The sequence below is a fragment of the Nocardia arizonensis genome (assembly GCF_001310275.1).
Taxonomy (GTDB): Bacteria; Actinomycetota; Actinomycetes; order Mycobacteriales; family Mycobacteriaceae; genus Nocardia; species Nocardia arizonensis.
Map to the genome: position 1 here is coordinate 169,126 of NZ_LGYZ01000121.1, position 17,220 is coordinate 186,345.

General features: G+C 68.8%; 16 protein-coding genes and 1 tRNA gene. 7 read left to right on the forward strand and 10 right to left on the reverse strand.

The window, feature by feature from the left end:
• Window positions 1-75 precede the first annotated feature (75 nt).
• Genes APZ21_RS27790 through APZ21_RS27800 form a run of 3 tightly spaced genes read left to right on the forward strand, consistent with a single transcriptional unit; the run spans window position 76 to window position 2,215 of the window.
• Window positions 76-726, forward strand: a complete 651-nt coding sequence (locus APZ21_RS27790) for an FtsB family cell division protein (protein ID WP_054816209.1) — start codon at window positions 76-78, stop codon at window positions 724-726.
• Entirely contained in the window at window positions 723-1,244 is a 522-nt protein-coding gene (locus APZ21_RS27795) for a DUF501 domain-containing protein (protein ID WP_054816210.1), read from the forward strand. The genes APZ21_RS27790 and APZ21_RS27795 overlap by 4 nt, the downstream gene beginning before the upstream one ends.
• Window positions 1,241-2,215, forward strand: a complete 975-nt coding sequence (locus tag APZ21_RS27800; RefSeq protein ID WP_054816211.1) for a Ppx/GppA phosphatase family protein — start codon at window positions 1,241-1,243, stop codon at window positions 2,213-2,215. Before APZ21_RS27795 ends, APZ21_RS27800 begins: the two co-directional genes overlap by 4 nt.
• Before the next feature lie 6 nt (window positions 2,216-2,221).
• On the opposite strand, the gene APZ21_RS27805 is transcribed toward APZ21_RS27800, so the two are convergent.
• Window positions 2,222-2,770, reverse strand: a complete 549-nt coding sequence (locus APZ21_RS27805) for a TetR/AcrR family transcriptional regulator (RefSeq protein WP_054816212.1) — start codon at window positions 2,768-2,770, stop codon at window positions 2,222-2,224.
• A 133-nt stretch (window positions 2,771-2,903) separates the two neighbouring features.
• Between APZ21_RS27805 and APZ21_RS27810 the strand changes: the two genes are divergently transcribed.
• The 3 genes from APZ21_RS27810 (at window position 2,904) to APZ21_RS27820 (ending at window position 6,202) form a co-directional block, all read left to right on the forward strand.
• Window positions 2,904-3,824, forward strand: coding sequence for an esterase/lipase family protein (locus tag APZ21_RS27810; protein ID WP_156371368.1), 921 nt, complete (start codon window positions 2,904-2,906; stop codon window positions 3,822-3,824).
• A gap of 391 nt (window positions 3,825-4,215) precedes the next feature.
• Window positions 4,216-5,718 carry an amino acid permease gene (locus tag APZ21_RS27815; protein ID WP_054816214.1) on the forward strand — a complete coding sequence of 501 codons (1,503 nt, stop codon included), beginning with the start codon at window positions 4,216-4,218 and terminating at the stop codon, window positions 5,716-5,718.
• A gap of 410 nt (window positions 5,719-6,128) precedes the next feature.
• Window positions 6,129-6,202, forward strand: a tRNA-Leu gene (locus APZ21_RS27820).
• 174 nt (window positions 6,203-6,376) lie between these two features.
• Here APZ21_RS27820 and APZ21_RS27825 read toward each other — a convergent pair.
• From APZ21_RS27825 to APZ21_RS27855, 7 genes are all read right to left on the reverse strand, one after another.
• Entirely contained in the window at window positions 6,377-7,264 is an 888-nt protein-coding gene (locus APZ21_RS27825; RefSeq protein ID WP_054816215.1) for an STM4011 family radical SAM protein, read from the reverse strand.
• Window positions 7,265-7,270: 6 nt separating this feature from the next.
• Window positions 7,271-8,611, reverse strand: a complete 1,341-nt coding sequence (locus APZ21_RS27830; RefSeq protein WP_054816216.1) for an STM4012 family radical SAM protein — start codon at window positions 8,609-8,611, stop codon at window positions 7,271-7,273.
• Entirely contained in the window at window positions 8,608-9,441 is an 834-nt protein-coding gene (locus APZ21_RS27835; protein ID WP_239476839.1) for an STM4013/SEN3800 family hydrolase, read from the reverse strand. The genes APZ21_RS27830 and APZ21_RS27835 overlap by 4 nt, the downstream gene beginning before the upstream one ends.
• On the reverse strand, window positions 9,438-10,586 hold the full coding sequence (locus tag APZ21_RS27840) for an STM4014 family protein (protein ID WP_054816217.1): 1,149 nt from the start codon (window positions 10,584-10,586) through the stop codon (window positions 9,438-9,440). Before APZ21_RS27840 ends, APZ21_RS27835 begins: the two co-directional genes overlap by 4 nt.
• 7 nt (window positions 10,587-10,593) lie before the next feature.
• Entirely contained in the window at window positions 10,594-11,565 is a 972-nt protein-coding gene (locus APZ21_RS27845) for an STM4015 family protein (RefSeq protein WP_054816218.1), read from the reverse strand.
• 167 nt (window positions 11,566-11,732) lie between these two features.
• On the reverse strand, window positions 11,733-13,136 hold the full coding sequence (locus APZ21_RS27850; protein WP_054816219.1) for an AIM24 family protein: 1,404 nt from the start codon (window positions 13,134-13,136) through the stop codon (window positions 11,733-11,735).
• A gap of 117 nt (window positions 13,137-13,253) precedes the next feature.
• Window positions 13,254-14,960: a GMC oxidoreductase gene (locus APZ21_RS27855; RefSeq protein WP_054816220.1), complete on the reverse strand. Its 1,707-nt coding sequence runs from the start codon at window positions 14,958-14,960 to the stop codon at window positions 13,254-13,256.
• A gap of 200 nt (window positions 14,961-15,160) precedes the next feature.
• On the opposite strand from APZ21_RS27855, the gene APZ21_RS27860 reads away from it, so the two are divergent.
• A complete protein-coding gene (locus tag APZ21_RS27860) occupies window positions 15,161-15,406 on the forward strand; it encodes a hypothetical protein (protein ID WP_156371369.1) in 246 nt (81 codons plus the stop codon).
• 4 nt (window positions 15,407-15,410) lie between these two features.
• Here APZ21_RS27860 and APZ21_RS27865 read toward each other — a convergent pair whose 3' ends face one another.
• Window positions 15,411-15,944 carry a hypothetical protein gene (locus APZ21_RS27865; protein WP_054816222.1) on the reverse strand — a complete coding sequence of 178 codons (534 nt, stop codon included), beginning with the start codon at window positions 15,942-15,944 and terminating at the stop codon, window positions 15,411-15,413.
• 174 nt (window positions 15,945-16,118) lie between these two features.
• On the reverse strand, window positions 16,119-16,697 hold the full coding sequence (locus tag APZ21_RS27870) for an AMIN-like domain-containing (lipo)protein (protein WP_054816223.1): 579 nt from the start codon (window positions 16,695-16,697) through the stop codon (window positions 16,119-16,121).
• Window positions 16,698-17,220: the final 523 nt, after the last annotated feature.

Sequence of the window (17,220 nt, forward strand, 5' to 3'; positions counted from 1 at the left end):
GCGCGCGGGTCGGCGGATCCGCGGCGGCCGAGGTCGCCGCGCCGGATCCGCGCGCACCGGTGACCGGGAGTCGGCATGACCGAACGACGCGGGCGCGGCGCCGGTCCGGGCGGGCGCGGTGAGCGCCGCACCTCCCGGATCGCCGGATCGCGTCCGCGAGCGGGCGCCGATACCGAGACCGCCGCCAGACCCGCGGCGGCCAAACGCGTCACTCGCCGCCGGGCGGAGGCCGAACGCGGCGCCAAGCCCCGCAAGATCGCGGCAAGGAAGTCCGGCGACCGCCACGACAAGACCATTCTCGGCCTGTCCACCGGTAAGGCCGTCATTCTTGCGGTCGTCGTGTGCGCCCTGGCCCTCACCCTGGCCGTGCCGATGCGCACGTATTTCGCGCAGCGCGCCGAGGCGGCGCAGTTGGCCGAACAGCGTCGCGAACTCGAGGCCGATCTGGCCAGACTGCGCGATCGGCGCGCCCAGCAGCAGGATCCGGCCTTCATCCGGGCCGAGGCCCGTGATCGACTGCGGCTGGTGATGCCGGGGGAGACGCCCTATATCGTGCAGGTGCCCGGGATCGAGGAGCCCCCGCGGCCCGCGGCGCCGACCCGGTCGAAGACACCCGATCCCTGGTACACGCAGCTGTGGGAGTCGATCTCCCAGCCGCAGCCCGGTCCCTCGCCCGCGCCGACACCCGCGACCGCCCCGACGCAGGCCCCGGAAGGACCAAGGTGACCGCACCGACAGACCGTGATCTGGAGATCATCGCCGAGCAACTCGGCCGCGCCCCGCGCGGAGTGCTCGCCGTCGCCTACCGCACACCGGACGGGTTGCCCGCGGTGGTGAAGACGGCGCCTCGATTGCCGGACGGCACCCCGTTCCCCACGCTGTACTACCTCACCGACCCGCGGCTGACCGCCGAAGCGAGCCGTCAGGAGTCGGCCGGGGTGATGCGGGAGATGACCGAACGTCTCGGCGCGGATACGGAGCTGGCGGCCTCCTATCGCGCCGCGCACGAGAGTTATCTCGCCGAACGCGACGAGATCGAGTCGCTCGGCACCGAATTCACCGGCGGCGGCATGCCGGATCGGGTGAAATGCCTGCACGTGCTGATCGCGCACGCCCTGGCGAAGGGGCCGGGGGTCAATCCGTTCGGAGACGAAGCGGTGGCGCTCGCGGCCGACAACGGATTGCGCGGCACGGCGATTCCGGCCGACTGGCCGACCTACGAACGGACGAAGGAGCACTCATGAGCGGTGCGTCGACGGATGACCGCGCCGGACTTCGGGTCGCGGCGGTCGATTGCGGTACCAATTCGATCCGGCTCCTGATCGCCGACGTCCGGCCCGACGGCCGCCTCACCGACGTGCATCGCGAAATGCGTATCGTGCGGCTCGGTCAGGGCGTCGACGCCACGGGCGCGCTGGCGCCCGAGGCGATCGAGCGCACCCGCGTCGCGCTGGCCGACTACGCCGCGCTGATGCGCGAGGCCGAGGTGGACCGGGTGCGCATGGTCGCCACCTCCGCCACCCGTGACGCCGCCAACCGCGAGGACTTCTTCGGTATGGCGCGCGCCGAACTCGGCACCGTCGTTCCGGGTGCGGAGGCCGAGGTCATCACCGGCGACGAGGAGGCGCGGCTGTCGTTCAGCGGTGCCATCGGTGAATTGGCGGGCGCAGCAGGACCTTTCGTTGTGGTCGATCTGGGCGGCGGCTCCACCGAACTGGTCTTCGGCGACGCGGACGGTGTGCGGGCCGCGTTCTCGGCCGATATCGGATGCGTACGGATCACCGAGCGCTGTCTGCCCGGCAATCCGCCGACTCCCGAACAGATCGCCGCCGCAAGGGAATTCGCCACAGAGCGGCTGGCCGAGGCGTTCGCCAAGGTGCCGGTCGAGGACGCGCACACCTGGGTCGGCGTCGCGGGCACGATGACGACGCTGGCGGCGGTGGCGCTCGACCTGCCCGAATACGATTCCGAGCGTGTGCATCTCACCAGCCTCACCCTGGATCAGGTGCGGGCGGTGTGCGATCGGCTGCTCGCGATGGACCACGATCAGCGCGCCGCGCTCGGGCCGATGCATCCGGGCCGGGTGGACGTCATCGGCGGCGGCGCGGTGATTACCGAGGTGCTGGCCTACGAATTGGCCCGCCGCGCCGATATTTCCGCGCTCATCGTCAGCGAGCACGACATCCTCGACGGTATCGCCATGTCGATCGCCTGATCCGGCTCACTCTCGCGCGCGCTCGACCAGGGCGATGACTGCCGCGCGCAGATCCGGGCGCGGACCCTCGCCGTAGAGTTCGGCGAGCGCGGTCTCGGCGACCATGGCGACCAGCAGCAGCGCGACCGCGTGCGGATCGGTCCAGCCCATCGCGCGCAGATCGGGTTCGATGAGCCGGGCGAACTGCTGATTGCGGTCGTGCACCTCATCGAGCAGATCGGTGTCGGTGCGCGACTGGGCGAGGAATGCCTTGGTGCCGCGAGTCCGCAGACAGGCGTCGAGATAGGCCGCTACCCCGACCCGCACTCGCGCCGCGCCCGGCGGAATATCGGCGATGTGCGCGCCGATCAGCTCGGCGAGGGTGTCGTGGTAGCGGCGGTGCAACGCGATGACATAGCTGCGCCGATCCGGGAAGTGATGGTAGAAGGTGCCTTTCGCCATGCCCGCGGCCTCGACCACCGCATTGACCGACAGCCCGCGCAGCCCCCTGTCCTCGGCGACGCGCGCGCCCGCGTCGAGAAGGGCGGCGCGACCGGGTTCGGGCGGTTTGGGCATGATCCGATCTTCCCCGATGTCTTGGCGGCGGGGGACACCCGGGGTACTCTGTGACCGACCGGTCGGTCATAGCTCGCGGATCGAGTGCCGACCCCCGTGGATGTCGATGAGGAGAATCATGCCGTGTTGGTCGATGCGTCTGATCGGAGTCTTTGCCGCCCTTGTCCTTTCGGCCGGTGCGGCCACGCGGATCGCCGCCGCCGACGAACCGGCGGCGGCCCCTTCCTTCAGCTACCTGGGCGGGGTCGGCGCGCAACTGGCGGCCCCGGGGACGCCGCCGCCCGGAGCCAACGACTGGTCGTGCCGCCCCTCGGCGGCCCATCCGAATCCGGTTGTGCTGTTCCACGGGCTGAGCAATGACACCATCACCTGGAATACGCTCGCACCGGTTCTGAACGCGGCCGGATTCTGCGTCTTCACCACCACCTACGGCACCGGGCCGCTTGGGCCGATCGGCGCGATCACGCCGGTCGAGGAGAGCGCGGCGCAGATGGGCGCGTTCATCGATCGGGTACTGACCGTGACCGGGGCGGCCAAGGTGGACATCGTCGGCCATTCCATGGGCGGCGCGGTTCCGTTCTACTACCTGAACCATCTGGGCGGCATCCCGAAGATCGACGATTACGTGGCGATGGGCGCACCGCTGCACGGCACCACTCTCAGCGGTATCCAGTCCATGTTCACGGGACTGCTCGAACAACCCGCCGTCGACGCATTGATCACCAGCCGCTGCGGACCCTGTCAGGTGTCCTACGGCTCGCCGTTCCTGAGTACCCTCAACCCCGATCCGGCCATCGCCCCGGATATCCGGTTCACCACCATCGTCACCCGCTACGACGAAATCGCCACACCGTACTCGACCGGCATGCTGGACGGTCCGAACGTGCACAACGTCGTCCTTCAGGATCTGTGCGCCACCGACTACACCGAGCACTACGAACTGACCGCCGATCCGGTCGCGGTGCGCGCGGTGCTCGACGCCCTCGATCCCATAGCCGCCGGACCCGCGAGTTGCGCGGTGGTGCTGCCGTTCGTGGGACCGATCGGGCGCTAGTCGCCGCGCGCGTTCGTCGGCGAGTTGTTTGCCGCACGGTTGCGACCTGTGTCACTGTCGGAGATATGTCGCACCGCGCGGTCGCCGACCTGCCCTGTTCCGGTCGGACCCTGTCCGACCATTCCATCGGATCGGCGAATCCGTTCGGGGCCGAATTCCGGGAACACCCTCGTACTACGGAATGCTCGACATCCCCGGGCGCCATCGCTACCGCTCGGTGACCGATGGCGCGTCCATCCCGGGTTCGCCTACTCCGGCAGCGCCGGTCCGGTGGCGCGATTGCCGCCGTCGTGATTGTTGCCGTGCTCGCGCCCTGGGTAAGTCGTATGTGGCGGGCATCCACCAAGGACACCCGGTAGATACCCGGCGACCGTGGGAAAAGGAGTGCAGCGTGGCGACCTACAGCTCATCCGTACGACGCGGCCTGTTCCGCACCAAATCGGTGGAACAGTCCATTCGCGATATCGATGAACCGGACTCCAGGCTCCGCAAGGATCTGACCGCCTGGGATCTGACGGTATTCGGCGTCGCCGTGGTTGTCGGCGCGGGCATATTCACACTGACCGCGCGCACCGCGGGCAATGTCGCGGGGCCCTCGGTATCGCTCGCCTTCGTCTTCGCCGCCATCGCCTGCGGTCTGACCGCGCTGTGCTATGCGGAATTCGCCTCGACAGTTCCCGTCGCGGGCAGTGCCTACACCTACTCCTACGCGACCTTCGGCGAACTCGCCGCCTGGATCATCGGCTGGGACCTCATCCTCGAATTCGCCCTCGCCGCCTCGGTGGTGGCGAAGGGCTGGTCGCAATACCTCGGTGATGTCATGGGGCGCGGCGCGGCGGTGGTCGACATCGGCGGTGTCACCTTCGACTGGGGAGCCGTGCTGCTGTTGGCGATCCTCGGCACACTGCTCGCGGTCGGCACCAAACTCTCCTCGCGAGTCTCGGCCATCGCGGTCGCCATCAAACTCGGTGTCATCGCGGTCGTGCTGGTCGTGGGTCTGCGCTATTTCGACAGCTCGAATCTGAGCCCCTACATTCCGCCGTCCCGGGCGGGTGCGGTCGACGAGGGCATCCATCAGTCGCTGTTCTCGTATCTGACGGGCGCGGGCCACAGCACCTTCGGCTGGTACGGGCTGCTCGCCGCGGCCAGTCTGGTGTTCTTCGCGTTCATCGGATTCGATGTCGTGGCCACCACCGCCGAGGAGACCAAGGATCCGCAGCGCAATGTGCCGCGCGGCATCATCGGGTCGCTGCTCATCGTGACCGTGCTCTATGTCGCGGTCTCGCTGGTGCTCACCGCCATGGTGCCCTACACCGACCTCGCGGGCGATGACGCCACCCTGGCCACCGCCTTCGCGCTCAACGGCGCGGACTGGGCCAAGAACATCATCTCCGTCGGCGCGCTGGCCGGTCTGACCACCGTCGTCATGGTGCTCTATCTCGGGCAGACCCGCGTGCTGTTCGCCATGTCCCGTGACGGCCTGCTGCCGCGCGGGCTGGCCCGTACCGGTCGCGCCGGGACACCCGTACGGCTCACGGTCCTCGTCGGCGTGTGCTGCGCCGTGCTCGCCGGATTCATCGATTTCGGCACGCTCGAGGAGATGGTCAATATCGGCACCCTCTTCGCCTTCGTGCTGGTGTCCATAGGCGTGGTGATCCTGCGCCGCACCCGTCCCGACCTGCCGCGCGGTTTCCGGGTTCCCTTCGCGCCGCTCGTTCCCATCCTCGGCGTCCTGGCCTGCCTGTGGTTGATGCTCAATCTCTCGGTGGAGACCTGGCTGCGCTTCCTGGTGTGGATGGCGATCGGATTCGTCGTCTACTTCGCCTACGGCCGCCGTCATTCGGTGGTCGGCAGGTCGCAGGCACGGTCACGGCAGTCCCCTCCGCTGCCGTGACCTCTCGGCACACCGTCGACGCCGCTTCGGGCAACCATCACCCGAGGCGGGTTGCTAGATAGTAGCCGAATCTCGCGGAGGTCCCGCCGGAGCCTCCCGGCGGCAGCCGACACGCCGCGCACCGTACGCATCTTTCGGCGTTTCGGGTGCGAATCGGTGGGTCCGTGACACCCTGTCCGCGCCGTGCCCGCAGGCGTCTCGCCCCCTCGCGTCGCGGCCCCGCGCGCCTGTCCATCCGCCCTCTCGACGCCGAACCGCGCCGCCGCCGACTCCTCCCGTTCGATCCCTTTGTCCGCCTTGACCTCCGAAGACACACCGCGAACCCCCGATTGACCCGATCGGCCGTTTCGACCCCCGGGGGCCTATCGGGATTCCGGTACAGCCGTACGAGTCGGTAGGCTGACCCGCACGCCCCTATAGCCCAATTGGCAGAGGCAGCGGACTTAAAATCCGCCCAGTGTCGGTTCGAGTCCGACTGGGGGCACTCGTGAACAGGGAGGACGTCCGATCCTCACCGGTTTGCTGGGGCGATAAGTCCGTTTGTACCGCGCACGCTCTGACGGTCGTCCGCTTTCGTCCGCCTCGAGACAACCGGTCGCCGGTTTTCCCCCGTGACCGGCCGTCGATACGAGCGCGATTCGGGTCGAAATGGGGAGGATCACCCGGTGACCGGGGCGATGTCGGCGCGCAGTCGGCTGCTCGGAATCTCCGATGGAATGCGCTCCAGGACACCCCCTGCGAATACGTCGTAGAGGGGGAGGGATTCGAGGTGGACATAACCTATGTGGCAGTCGCACGTGGTGAGCGGGCAGGAGCGAGGGGTTAGGGACGCGCGGTAGGTGTCGTCGTAGAGGTTGCCGAGGGGCGTGGGGACGAAATGACAGCGGCGGACGGTGCCCTCGCCGTCGACCGAGATGACCGAGGAGCCGGTGCGGCAGGACAGACCCGCGGAAGGGTGGGGGTGGCGGCTGTAGGGGAACAGCGGGTCGATGGCGGTCCAGTCGGCGGCTTCGGTGTCGGTGTAGGTGTACCCCTCGGCGGCGTTTATCCACAGATAGACATGGGCGGGCAGGTCGGCGCGCAGGCGGCGGGCGTGCGGGAGGTGATGCGGGAGCCCGACCATGCCAACGCTGAAGCGGATGCCCGACTCGTGGAGGCGGATGGTTTTGCGCAGGAAGCGGTCGTAGGGCGTTTGGCCGGGATGGTAGGTGCACCAGAGGGCCACGGTGTCCGGGTCGGCGTCGGCGAGCCAGTCGGTGCGGCAGCTCAGGTTGGTCTGGATGGCGACCCGGCGGACCTGCGGCCGGTGCGACAACTCCACCAGGGCGCGGCGATACCAGGAGCGCACCAGCCCTTCGCCCCACGGGGTGAACAGGATCGAGAGCCGGTCACCGGTTTGTCCGCGTGTCCAGTCGGTGAACCGTTCGAGGGCGGTGCGGTCGGCCCGGAGTTCGGCGGTGGAGTCGCGGCGCTTGGCGAACGGGCAGTACGGGCAGTCGTAGTCGCAGGAGGCCAGCGGACCGCGGTAGAGAATGGTGAGATCCACCGCCGGTCACCGGTGTTCGTAGGCGGACATGGCGGCGCGAACCGCCGGGGAGAAGAATTCGGGGCCGATGGCGTCGGAGTAGGCCAGACCTTCGGGGGTGAGGCGCAGATGGTCGGTGTACGGCTCGGCGAGCCAGCCGCGGTCGGCGAGGGTCCCGAGTTCGGCGGGGAAACCCTCGGCGGGGGTGTGGCCGAACCGCCGTCGGTAGTCGGCGACCGCGAAACCCTCTGCCTGGAGCAGTGATTGCAGCAGGTAGCGCCGCTCGGCCTCGTCACCGTCGATATGCCGACCATAGGCGGCGCGGGTGAAGTCGGTGGTGGCCGTGTAGGCGTCGACGATGGCGCGGACCTCGCGCGGGGCGACGGCGTAGTCGAAGGAGTAGTGGGTGCCCGAGGTGTAGGAGCGGGCGCCGCAGCCGAGTCCGATCATGCCGTCGGTCTGGCAGGCGTAGTCGTCGGGACCTCGTGGTGGCGCGTCGGTGCGGCGGAACATGCGCATGGAGACCTGCTCGTAGCCCTCGGCCAGCAGACGATCACGGCCCTCGGCATAGCGGCGCATCCGCTGCCCGTCCCACTCTCGTTCGGCCGCAACGTGATCGGCGTTGCGGTCGAGTCCGGTGAGCGGGCGCACGTAGAGCGGGTAGAGGTAGAGTTCCTCGGGGCGCCACGCCAGCGCGGCATCGAGGGACTGCCGCCAGGTCGCGGCGGTCTGACCGTCGATGCCGTAGATGAGATCGATATTGAGCACCGGAATCCCCGCGTCGCGAATTCGTCCGAGAGCGGCTTCGGTATCGGCGCGGCGCTGCGGACGCACGGCGGCGCGCGCCTCCTCCTCGAGGAAACTCTGCACCCCCAGACTCAGCCGGGTCGCGCCGCGTTCGGCCAGGACCGCGAGCCGATCGGCGGTGGCGGTGGCGGGCGATGCCTCCACCGACAGCGGGATCGCGCGCAGGTCCGCGCCCATGACGGCCTCGGCGATATCGCAGAGCCGGATCAGCTCCTCCGGTTCGAGGAAGGTGGGGGTGCCGCCGCCGAAGGCCGCGGTGGCGAAGTGCGGCGGTTCGGCGTCGCCGAGTGCCGCGCGCACGGCCTCGGCCTGTCGGGTCAGCGCGTCGAGATAGCGGCCGGTGAGGCCATCGGGCGCGCCGACGCGGGTGAACAGATTGCAGAAGCCGCAGCGGACCTCGCAGAACGGGATGTGCGAGTACAGCGACAGCGCCCGCCGCGATTCGCCCGCCCACAGATCGGCCAGCGCGGGCCGTGGTCGCAGCGGGTGATAGGCGGTCTTGTGCGGATAGGCGTATACGTAGTTCTGATACGGCCGTGGCCGGGCGATGGCGCCGGTCATGCGGGCGGCTCCAGGAAGAAGTGGCCGTAGGGCACGGTCCACACGGCCTCGTGGCCGAGCCGGTGACCGGTATAGCCGTCGTCGCCGTAGGCGGTGCCGTGATCGGAGCACACGATGGCGAGACAGCGCCGCCGCGAACGCATCGCGTCGAACAGCCGGCCTACGTGGCGATCGATGTATTCCAATGCGGCGGCGTGGGTTTCGCGGCTGTCGCCCGCCTCGCGGATCGCGCCGGGCAGGTGGAACCAATTCGGCTGGTGCAATGCCGAGGCATTGACGAACAGGAAAAGCCGCCGTTGGGCGGGCAGTTCGGACACCACCCGTTCGGCGCGGGCCACCTGAGCCTCGAAGGAGGTGGGCGAGGCCACGGAGAACTCCGACTCCCAATGACTTTCGGCGAACAGACCCGGCAATACATTGCCGAGCGCGCCGCGCTTGTTGAAGAAGCCGACGCCGCCAACGCAGACCGTGTGATAGCCGCGCGCGGCCAGCGCGGTCACCAGGTCGGGTTCGTCGAAGACGAAGGTGCCGTCGGCGGTGGTCTCACTGCCCGCGAAACGGGCCGCGAACAGGCGCGGATGCGGACCCGGCGCGGCGGGGGTCGGCAGGAAACCCGCGAAGATGGCGTGATGTGCGGCGTAGGTGAAATTGCCAGGGGCATGGCGTTTCTCCCACACGCCGCCGGGCAGGTTGGCGGTCAGATTCGGCAGCCGGCCCGCCGCGGCCGATTCGACCGCCACGTCGTAGCGCAGGGTGTCGAGGGTGAGCAGCAGCAGATCGTCGCTGCCGACCACGGTGTTCATATCCAGCCGGGGCGCCGCTGCGGTCACAGCGGCGCTCCGCGTAGCGCACCGGCCAACTCACGCGGAAAGGATTGCTGGGCAACGTGATACCGGCTCGCCGCGGCGATGACCTGTGCGGTGTGGGTGTCGAGTCCGGCGGCGGGCGCCTCGGGAAGTCCGGTGAGTCCGGGCAGCAGATCGCCGAAGGCGTTGACCTCGCCGACCGCGAAACGTCGCCACCCGACCGCGGGCAGCAGGTCCACCCCGACGCACAGGGTCGCAGGGAAGCAGGCCGCCGCTTGTTCGCAGATCGACAGAGCGGTGCTCCAGTGCTCGCCCACGGCGGCGCGGAAGGCCGCGAGATCGCCGCGCGCGCCGCCGAGATGCAGATTCGTGAGCGGCCCGCGACTGGTTCTGACCACCACATGGGTCGCGCGACCGCCGATCACCACCACGCGCAGATCGGCGGACCGACCGCCGAGACAGACCTTGGGAATCCACCGTTCCAGATGCAGACCGTCGGGTGCGAGGCGGTCGACGATCGTCGCGATCTCGCGTTCCCCGGTGTAGCGGCGCACGCGCAGCGAATTGTGCAATGCGCCGTCGTGTGCGATCTCCACCGACGTGGTCGCGCGCAGCAGACCGGAGCGGGTGGATTCGATCGCCAGTACGCCCGAGGCCGACGATCCGTGTGCGGGTTTGACGAACAGACGCGGCATCTCGCGCAACTGTTCGCGGATGTCGGTCCAGCCTCGTACCGGCACGGCACCGCCCGAGGTCGGCGAGGCGGGCACCGGAACGCCCGCCCGCGTCAATCGCTCGTGGCAGCGTCGCTTGTCGAACAGCGCGGCGAGATCCTCGGTGTCGTCGAGGCGGAATCCGCCGCGCAATGTCCGTACCGCGTCGAGGAAGCGCGCGTACCAGCGCGCCGAACCCTCCACCCGCGTCGGGTCGGTCTGGGCGCGCAAGAGTCGGTCCACCTCGGCGTTCTCACCGGGAGAATCCAGACGCACGATCTCGTCGTCGGCGAAATCGTGGCCGCCCGCGCGCAGTACGTCCAGCCATTCGACCACGCGCACGGTGGCCGCGCCCGCGGCGCGGGCGGCGTCGAGGAACAGTGCGACGCGCCGGTTCTCGCCGTTACCGACGATCACCCAGCGCGGCGGATGTGGAGACGGTGCGGATTCGAACACGGCTCACTCACTCGCCGACCGCGACGTATCGCCAGACGGTGGCGTCGTCGTCGCCGCTGTCCTCTTCGGCGTCGCCTGCGTCGAGTTCGAGACGAACGCCCGCGGGTTCCAGCGTCTCGCGCAGACGACCACGCATACCCTCGGACAGGTAGTTGTAGTGCATGTCCAGCACGTTCAGGTGACTGAGCGGCTGACCGGAAAGCAGCGCCGCCACACCGTCGTCGGTGAGCACGCCCATCGACACGTCCAGACTCTTCAACCGGGCGACCACCGGCGCCCCGGCCAGCGCGGCGCAGATGTCGTCCTGGGTCTCGCTGTTGCGCAGGGCCAGATGTTCGAGCGCGGGCAGCCGGTCACCGGACAGGATCGGCGCGAGATCGGCCACCTCGCTGTCACCGCCGTATTCGGAGGTGCCGAGCCACAGGTCCAGGTGTTCGAGCGCGGGCAGATCGCTCGCCGCGATACCGCGCACGACATCGGCGGGCAGGCCGCCGCTTTCCACGATGAGTGACTTCAGTTTCTCGTGCCGCAATGCCGGGAACCGCAGGTTCTGCCCGCCGCGCACCCCGAAGACCTCCAGACCGGGAAAGGCTTCGAGCAGCGGGGTGACCAGACCCTGGTTGATCCAGGAGATTTCGCATTCCTCCATGACGATGTCGCCGAGGAACAGCGCGCGCAGGGCGGGCAGCCGGTCCGCGGCCGAGCACAGCGCCTCGACGACCTCGTCGGGCCCGGTGTCGTACACGTCCTTCCAGGTGCCCACGATCAGGGCCGTCACGTTCGCGGTGTCGACGGCGTACAGGAACCGGGTGAAGCATTCGCCCCAGGTCTCCTGGCCGTCGTAGTGTTCCACGCTCAGCCGCCACGCGACCGCGTCCGCCGCGGGCAGCGTGACCGCCTTCTTCTCTTCGGTCTCGGCATCCGGGAAGGTGTAGGCGGGCAACCCGCCGAACTCCTGGAGATGGTCGCCGATGGTCATGTGATTTGCCCGCCCCTTCCGGCAGTGCCCGTGATCGTCACGACTTTCTACCAAGGCGGACCGACAATGGGCGAGGCGGGCGGTTGTCGGTTTCCGGCGCAACCTTCGCGCACAACGGCGCGGTCCGAGCGCCGAGGAATACGTGCCGCCGCGCCGGACCCGGGCTTTCAGCCGAGTATGCCGCCGAATACCCCGCCGCCCCGCTGGCCCGCCTGTTCCCCGCCGCCGGTGCCGCCGACGAGACCGCCGGGGGGCAGTTCGGAGGGCTGCACGATGACGAAGCCGCGGCCGGAGAACGCCAGTGTCACACCCTCTCCGGTGCTGCGGCCGATGAGCCGTCCGAGTCCGAAGGAGTCGTTGCGCTTCATTCCGGTCTGCAAACTGGACGACCACGCCACCGCGGCCTGCGGATCGGCGTAGGTGGGCTGGTCGACATCGAGCACGACCGGGGTGCCGTGCGTGGTGATCGCGATGCGGCCCACACCGGTGAACACACAGTTGAACAGACCCGCGTTGCTGGCGTATCCGGCCGCGCCCTGCACCCGCCTGATGTCGTAGCGCAGGGTCGGGTCGAAGGCCAGGACATTGGAGCCGTTGATGGTGAGGCCGTCGCTGCCGTCGAGGTCGATGGTGTGCACATCGGCGGCGTTATTGGCGAGGAACAGATCGCCGCGGCCGGAGACCTTCATCAGCGGCACGCCCTCACCGGTGAGCCGCGCCTGGATCGCGCGCCCGATACCGCCCGACCCGAGCGCCTGGAAGTGCAACTCGCCCTGGTAGGCGACCATCGCCCCCGCCCGCGCCATCGTCTCGCCGTTCACGGCGACCTTGATCATCTTGCCGCCCTGCTTCTGGATGCCGACGCCATTGGCCTCGGCGAAGTTCGGGTTGAACAGGTCGCTCTGCATCGGCCGTGCTCCTTGCTGTGGTGCTGACGTCGGGGCGGGCGGTGAATAGGCTGCCGCGGCCGGGTAACCGGGGGGCGAGGGCGGATATCCGGGCTGTGCGTAGTTTCCCGGCGCGGGCTGCCGCGGTGGCGCGGGCGGCGAGTACCGTGCCTGCGTCGGCTCCGGTTCGGCCTCGACATCCACGCCGAACGCCGTGGCGATGCCCGCGAGTCCGTTGTCGTACCCCTGACCGACCGCGCGCACCTTCCATGCCCCGCCGCGCCGGTAGATCTCGACGCACACCACGGCGGTCTCGGTGCTCAGCCCGGTCATGGGGAAAGTGAGTGTCCCCGAGAGCGATCCGATGGTGGCCAGCAACGAACCCACAGCGGCGAAGGTGGGCGGCCCGCTGCCGTCCAGACTCGCGGTGACGACGACCTTGTCGACGTCGGCGGGCAGCGCGCCGGTCACCACGTCGACGGCATCGCCCGCGCCCCGTCCGTGCCGGTAGGTCACCCCGGGGCCCGCGGGCTGGTTGAAGAAGATGAAATCGGCGTCGGAGCGCACTTTGCCGTTTGCGCCGAGCAGCAGGGCGGACACGTCGACGGGCGCGGAACAGGTGACGGTGACCGTCAGCCGGTCACCGGGCGCGGGGCGGTTCTCACCGCGCGACAGTGCCGTCACCGCGCACCGCCCCGGCCCGCGCGCGCTCCGAACGAGTTCCGGGTCATGGCCTCGAGTGTGGCGCGGATTCCGCCCGCGCGCCACCGTCACTGGTCAGCCACGGGCGAACACGCCGGATCAGACGGGGGTGATGGGCAGGCGCAGTGCGGCGGGCGCGGCCTGCGGGACCACCGGATTCTTGGGCGCGATGGGCTCGAGCCGTCTGTAGGCGGCGCCGAGTGCGGGTCGCGGGTCGGTCTCACCTTTGTTGGGCCACAGCGACATCGCGCGTTCGGCCTGCGCGGTGATGGTGAGCGACGGGTTGACGCCGAGATTCGCCGAAATGGTTGAGCCGTCCACCACATGCAGACCCTCGTAGCCGTACAGGCGCTGGTAAGGGTCGACGACACCGGTCGCGGGCGAGTCGCCGATCGGGCAACCGCCGATGAAGTGCCCCGTGATGGGGATGTTCACCATCTCGGTCCAGCTGCCCTGCGGAATGCCGTCGATCTTGGCGGCGACCCGGCGGGTCACGTCGTTGCCGACGGGAATCCAGGCGGGCGGCGCGGCGCCGTCACCGTGGCGGGTGGTCATGCGGCGACCGAACAGTCCGCGCTTGTTGTAGGTGACGATGGAGTTGTCGACGTTCTGCATCACCAGCAGGCCGATCATGCGTTCGGACCAGTGCCGCGGATTGTGGATGGTGATGAGATCGCGCCGCTGCCGCCACAGTTCGCGCAGGCCGAGCACCCAGCGCCGTTTGCCGTCCGCGCCGTCGACCAGCACTGTGGTGAGCAGACTCAGCGCATTGCTGCCCTTGCCGTAGCGCACGGGTTCGATGTGGGTGCTGGCGTCGGGGTGGATGGAGGAGGTGATCGCCACGCCCTTGGTGAAATCGGTGTCCTTGCCGCGCGCCTTGGCCGCGAGGACGGCCTCGGAGTTGGTGCGCGACAGTTCGCCGAGTCGATCGGAGATGTTCGGCAGGATGCCGTCGTCCTTGAGGTTGTGCAGCAATTGCTGGGTGCCGAGCGCGGCGGCGGAGAACACGACTTGGTCGGCGGTGAAAGTGGTGGGCCGTTTGCGGATCCAGCGTCCGGTGCGCACGGTGTCGACCGCGTAGCCGCCGGTGGGCAGTTGGCGCACGGTGACCGCGGTCGTCAGGGGATGGACCGTGGCCCCGGCCTTCTCCGCCAGGTACAGATAATTCTTGACCAGCGTGTTCTTGGCGCCATGGCGGCATCCGGTCATGCACTCGCCACAGTGCGTGCAGGTCGCGCGCTCGGGGCCCTCGCCACCGAAGTAAGGGTCGGCGACCTGTTGTCCGGGCCGGGAGTCCTTGTCCGCGAACAGAACACCGACCGGGGTGCGGCGGTAGGTGTCGCCGATGCCCATATCCTCCGCGACGGCCATGAGCACCCGGTCCGACGGCGTGGTCGCCGGATTGGTGGTGACGCCGAGCATGCGGGAGGCCTGGTCGTAGTGCGGCGCAAGTTCCTCGCGCCAGTCGGTGATATGGGCCCACTGCTTGTCGCGGTAGAAGGTCTCCGGGGGTTCGTAGAGAGTATTGGCGTACACCAGCGATCCGCCGCCGACGCCCGATCCGCTCATGATGAAGGTGTCGTTGAGCAGGGTCATGCGCTGGATGCCGTAGCAGCCGAATTTCGGCGCCCACAGGTACTGGCGCATATGCCAGGAGTTCTTGGCGAATTCGCCGTCGGCGAAGCGGCGGCCCGTCTCCAGCACCCCGACCCGGTAACCCTTCTCGGTCAGGCGCAGCGCGGTGACGCTGCCGCCGAATCCCGAACCGATCACCAGCACGTCGTAGTGGTGGGACTTACCGCTCATAACCGTCCTTCCGCCGAAGTGTGTTCCGCATCTCAGCTTTCCCGGAGTTCGATCGGCGCCGAGAGAGATACCCGGACATTCGATCGGTATTTTCGGCCAAATCTCCCGTCCGCGGGCGCGGGACCACCTACCCAACCGGGTAGTTGTGCGGATGCCGCGGGCGCCCCCGGCTGCGAGCATGGGGGATGGGGAGTGTTCTGATGACAGGTGACCTGCACGGCAATACGAGTCACGCCTTGGCGTCGGTGCGGGCCGCGGTGCGTCAGGGCTGCGACCGGATCTTCGTCCTCGGCGATTTCGGCGCCTGGGAGCACACCGCCGAGGGACGGCGCTATTTCGACGTCATCGACCGCCGCGCCCGCAGGAACTGGGTGCTGGTCTATTTCCTGGACGGCCACACGGCGCTTTCGGCGAGTTCGCCGGTGCGGGCGGATCTGGCCGTCTGAGGTCTCAGAACGCGCGGCAGGAGTCGCGCGCGGTGTTCTTGGTGGCGTTGAACTTGTCGATAGCGGCGTTGAGGGTGTCCACGTCGGCGCGTCGCTCCAGTGTGCCCGCGAGCGCGTTGGTGTCGTCGCGGTAGGCGTGCAGCTTCTGCGCGATATCGGTGTTCACCTGGCTGGTGATCGCCCGGTCGACCGTCTGCGCGCCGGCGCGCAGCGTGGTGACCGCGGCGTCGGCCTTGGCATTGGCGTCCGGCGCGTTCTTGTTGCCTGCCTCGATATAGGCGTTGAACCCGGCCACCGAGCTCTCGTTGGCCGCGAAGAAGGCATCGCAGGCCGATTCGGTGGCGGCGTGCGCGGCGGCGGCCCGCGAACTCGACGCGGCGACAGAGGAGGCCGTGACATCGGAGTTGTAGGCGGCCAGATCCGTGCGGTTGACCTCTGCCATGCCGCTGACCTGCCGTGAGCAGGCGCCGACGAGGAGGATGCCGGTGACGGCGGCGCCCGCGGCCGCGGCCAGTCCCACTCGTTCCAGTCGTCGCATATCGGTTCGCCCTTCTTCCCGCTGTGCATCCGATTCGCGACGCCGAATCGGACCTCCGACCGTACTTGCTCTACCCCGGTGCGGCAGCTCGGCGTGCTCGGATCGATACCGAACGACGGCATGATCTCTCGCGGCCGCCTACGGTGTGCGGTCGGGTCCGGGTTTCGGGCGATGTCAGGGGCGGGCGATATCGATGACCAGGCGGGTCGGTGCGCTCAACGCGGTCACCGAGAAGGCCGGACGGTCGGCGTCGAGGCCGATGAACGATTGGGTCGTGCCCTCGAAGACGAGGGTGCGATAGACCCCGGTAACGGCGGGAACGGCCGGATTCACGACGGGATCGGCACCCGAGTATGGCGTCACGCCGCTGTCGAACGGATAGGCCGATCCGGTGATCTCGACCTCGAGGATCGAGCGGCCCGCGATATCGATGACCTTGCCGCTGCCGTCCTGGACCGCGCGGTCGGCGTACTGCACGATCCAGCCCGGAGTGCCCGTACCGCCGAGTTCGTAGACGACCCGGTCGAATCCGGGTTGCGCGCCGATACGGACGTCCGTCACCGTGACGCCGGCGTCCCGAGATGGCGCGCCGCGCTTGGGTAGCGCGTCGACCGGGAGTTGGGCGGGCGATTCGGCGAAGGTGCTGGTGGTACTGGTCGCGGAAGTGCCGGACGGCGTCGAATCGCTGTCGTCGCCGCAGCCTGCGAGCAGCGCCGCGGTGACGGCGAGTGTCAGCACAGTCCTGGTACGCATGTGATCGATGTTACTGACGGAATGCCGGGAACTCAGGAACTCGCGGCGGCACGGTGATTCGGCATAAACCGACCGGTAGATATGTTTGCCAAAAAGATGCTACCTAGCGAATTCGGTATCGCTTCGGACTCATTCGGCGGTACGGGAAGCCGTCCCGTCCGGCGGGGTTTCGGATGACGGATCGTATCCTCGAACAGTGGGAGTGTGGTCTTGCTCACCGGGGTCGACAATCTGTCTGTCGGCCAAGGTGTTTCGACCAGGGAGTATCGGCTGGGCGGGTCGCGGTGTCGCCGAACCGGCGATAGCCCCGGAGTATGCGTGCGGCGGTACCCTGAGTACCCGAATACGGCCGTAACCTGTAGCTATCGCGCGGGGTGGCGGCGGGCCTCGGTGACCGGACGCTCGATGCCGTCGTGGACGCGAATCCCGCGGTCCCGCGCGCCTTCCGGCGCGGCCGGCGACGTGCGGTCGGGCTCGCTCGCGGAGTCGGCGGATCGGTGCCGCGCGTGTCTCGCGCGGACCG

What these genes read in the sequence shown, in the direction of transcription:
- APZ21_RS27790 (WP_054816209.1), top strand. Translation starts at nt 76, where the DNA reads ATGACCGAACGACGCGGGCGCGGCGCCGGTCCGGGCGGGCGCGGTGAG.
- APZ21_RS27860 (WP_156371369.1), top strand. Translation starts at nt 15,161, where the DNA reads ATGACAGGTGACCTGCACGGCAATACGAGTCACGCCTTGGCGTCGGTG.
- APZ21_RS27830 (WP_054816216.1), bottom strand. Translation starts at nt 8,611, where the DNA reads ATGACCGGCGCCATCGCCCGGCCACGGCCGTATCAGAACTACGTATAC.
- APZ21_RS27800 (WP_054816211.1), top strand. Translation starts at nt 1,241, where the DNA reads ATGAGCGGTGCGTCGACGGATGACCGCGCCGGACTTCGGGTCGCGGCG.
- APZ21_RS27810 (WP_156371368.1), top strand. Translation starts at nt 2,904, where the DNA reads ATGCGTCTGATCGGAGTCTTTGCCGCCCTTGTCCTTTCGGCCGGTGCG.
- APZ21_RS27865 (WP_054816222.1), bottom strand. Translation starts at nt 15,944, where the DNA reads ATGCGACGACTGGAACGAGTGGGACTGGCCGCGGCCGCGGGCGCCGCC.
- APZ21_RS27870 (WP_054816223.1), bottom strand. Translation starts at nt 16,697, where the DNA reads ATGCGTACCAGGACTGTGCTGACACTCGCCGTCACCGCGGCGCTGCTC.
- APZ21_RS27855 (WP_054816220.1), bottom strand. Translation starts at nt 14,960, where the DNA reads ATGAGCGGTAAGTCCCACCACTACGACGTGCTGGTGATCGGTTCGGGA.
- APZ21_RS27805 (WP_054816212.1), bottom strand. Translation starts at nt 2,770, where the DNA reads ATGCCCAAACCGCCCGAACCCGGTCGCGCCGCCCTTCTCGACGCGGGC.
- APZ21_RS27845 (WP_054816218.1), bottom strand. Translation starts at nt 11,565, where the DNA reads ATGACCATCGGCGACCATCTCCAGGAGTTCGGCGGGTTGCCCGCCTAC.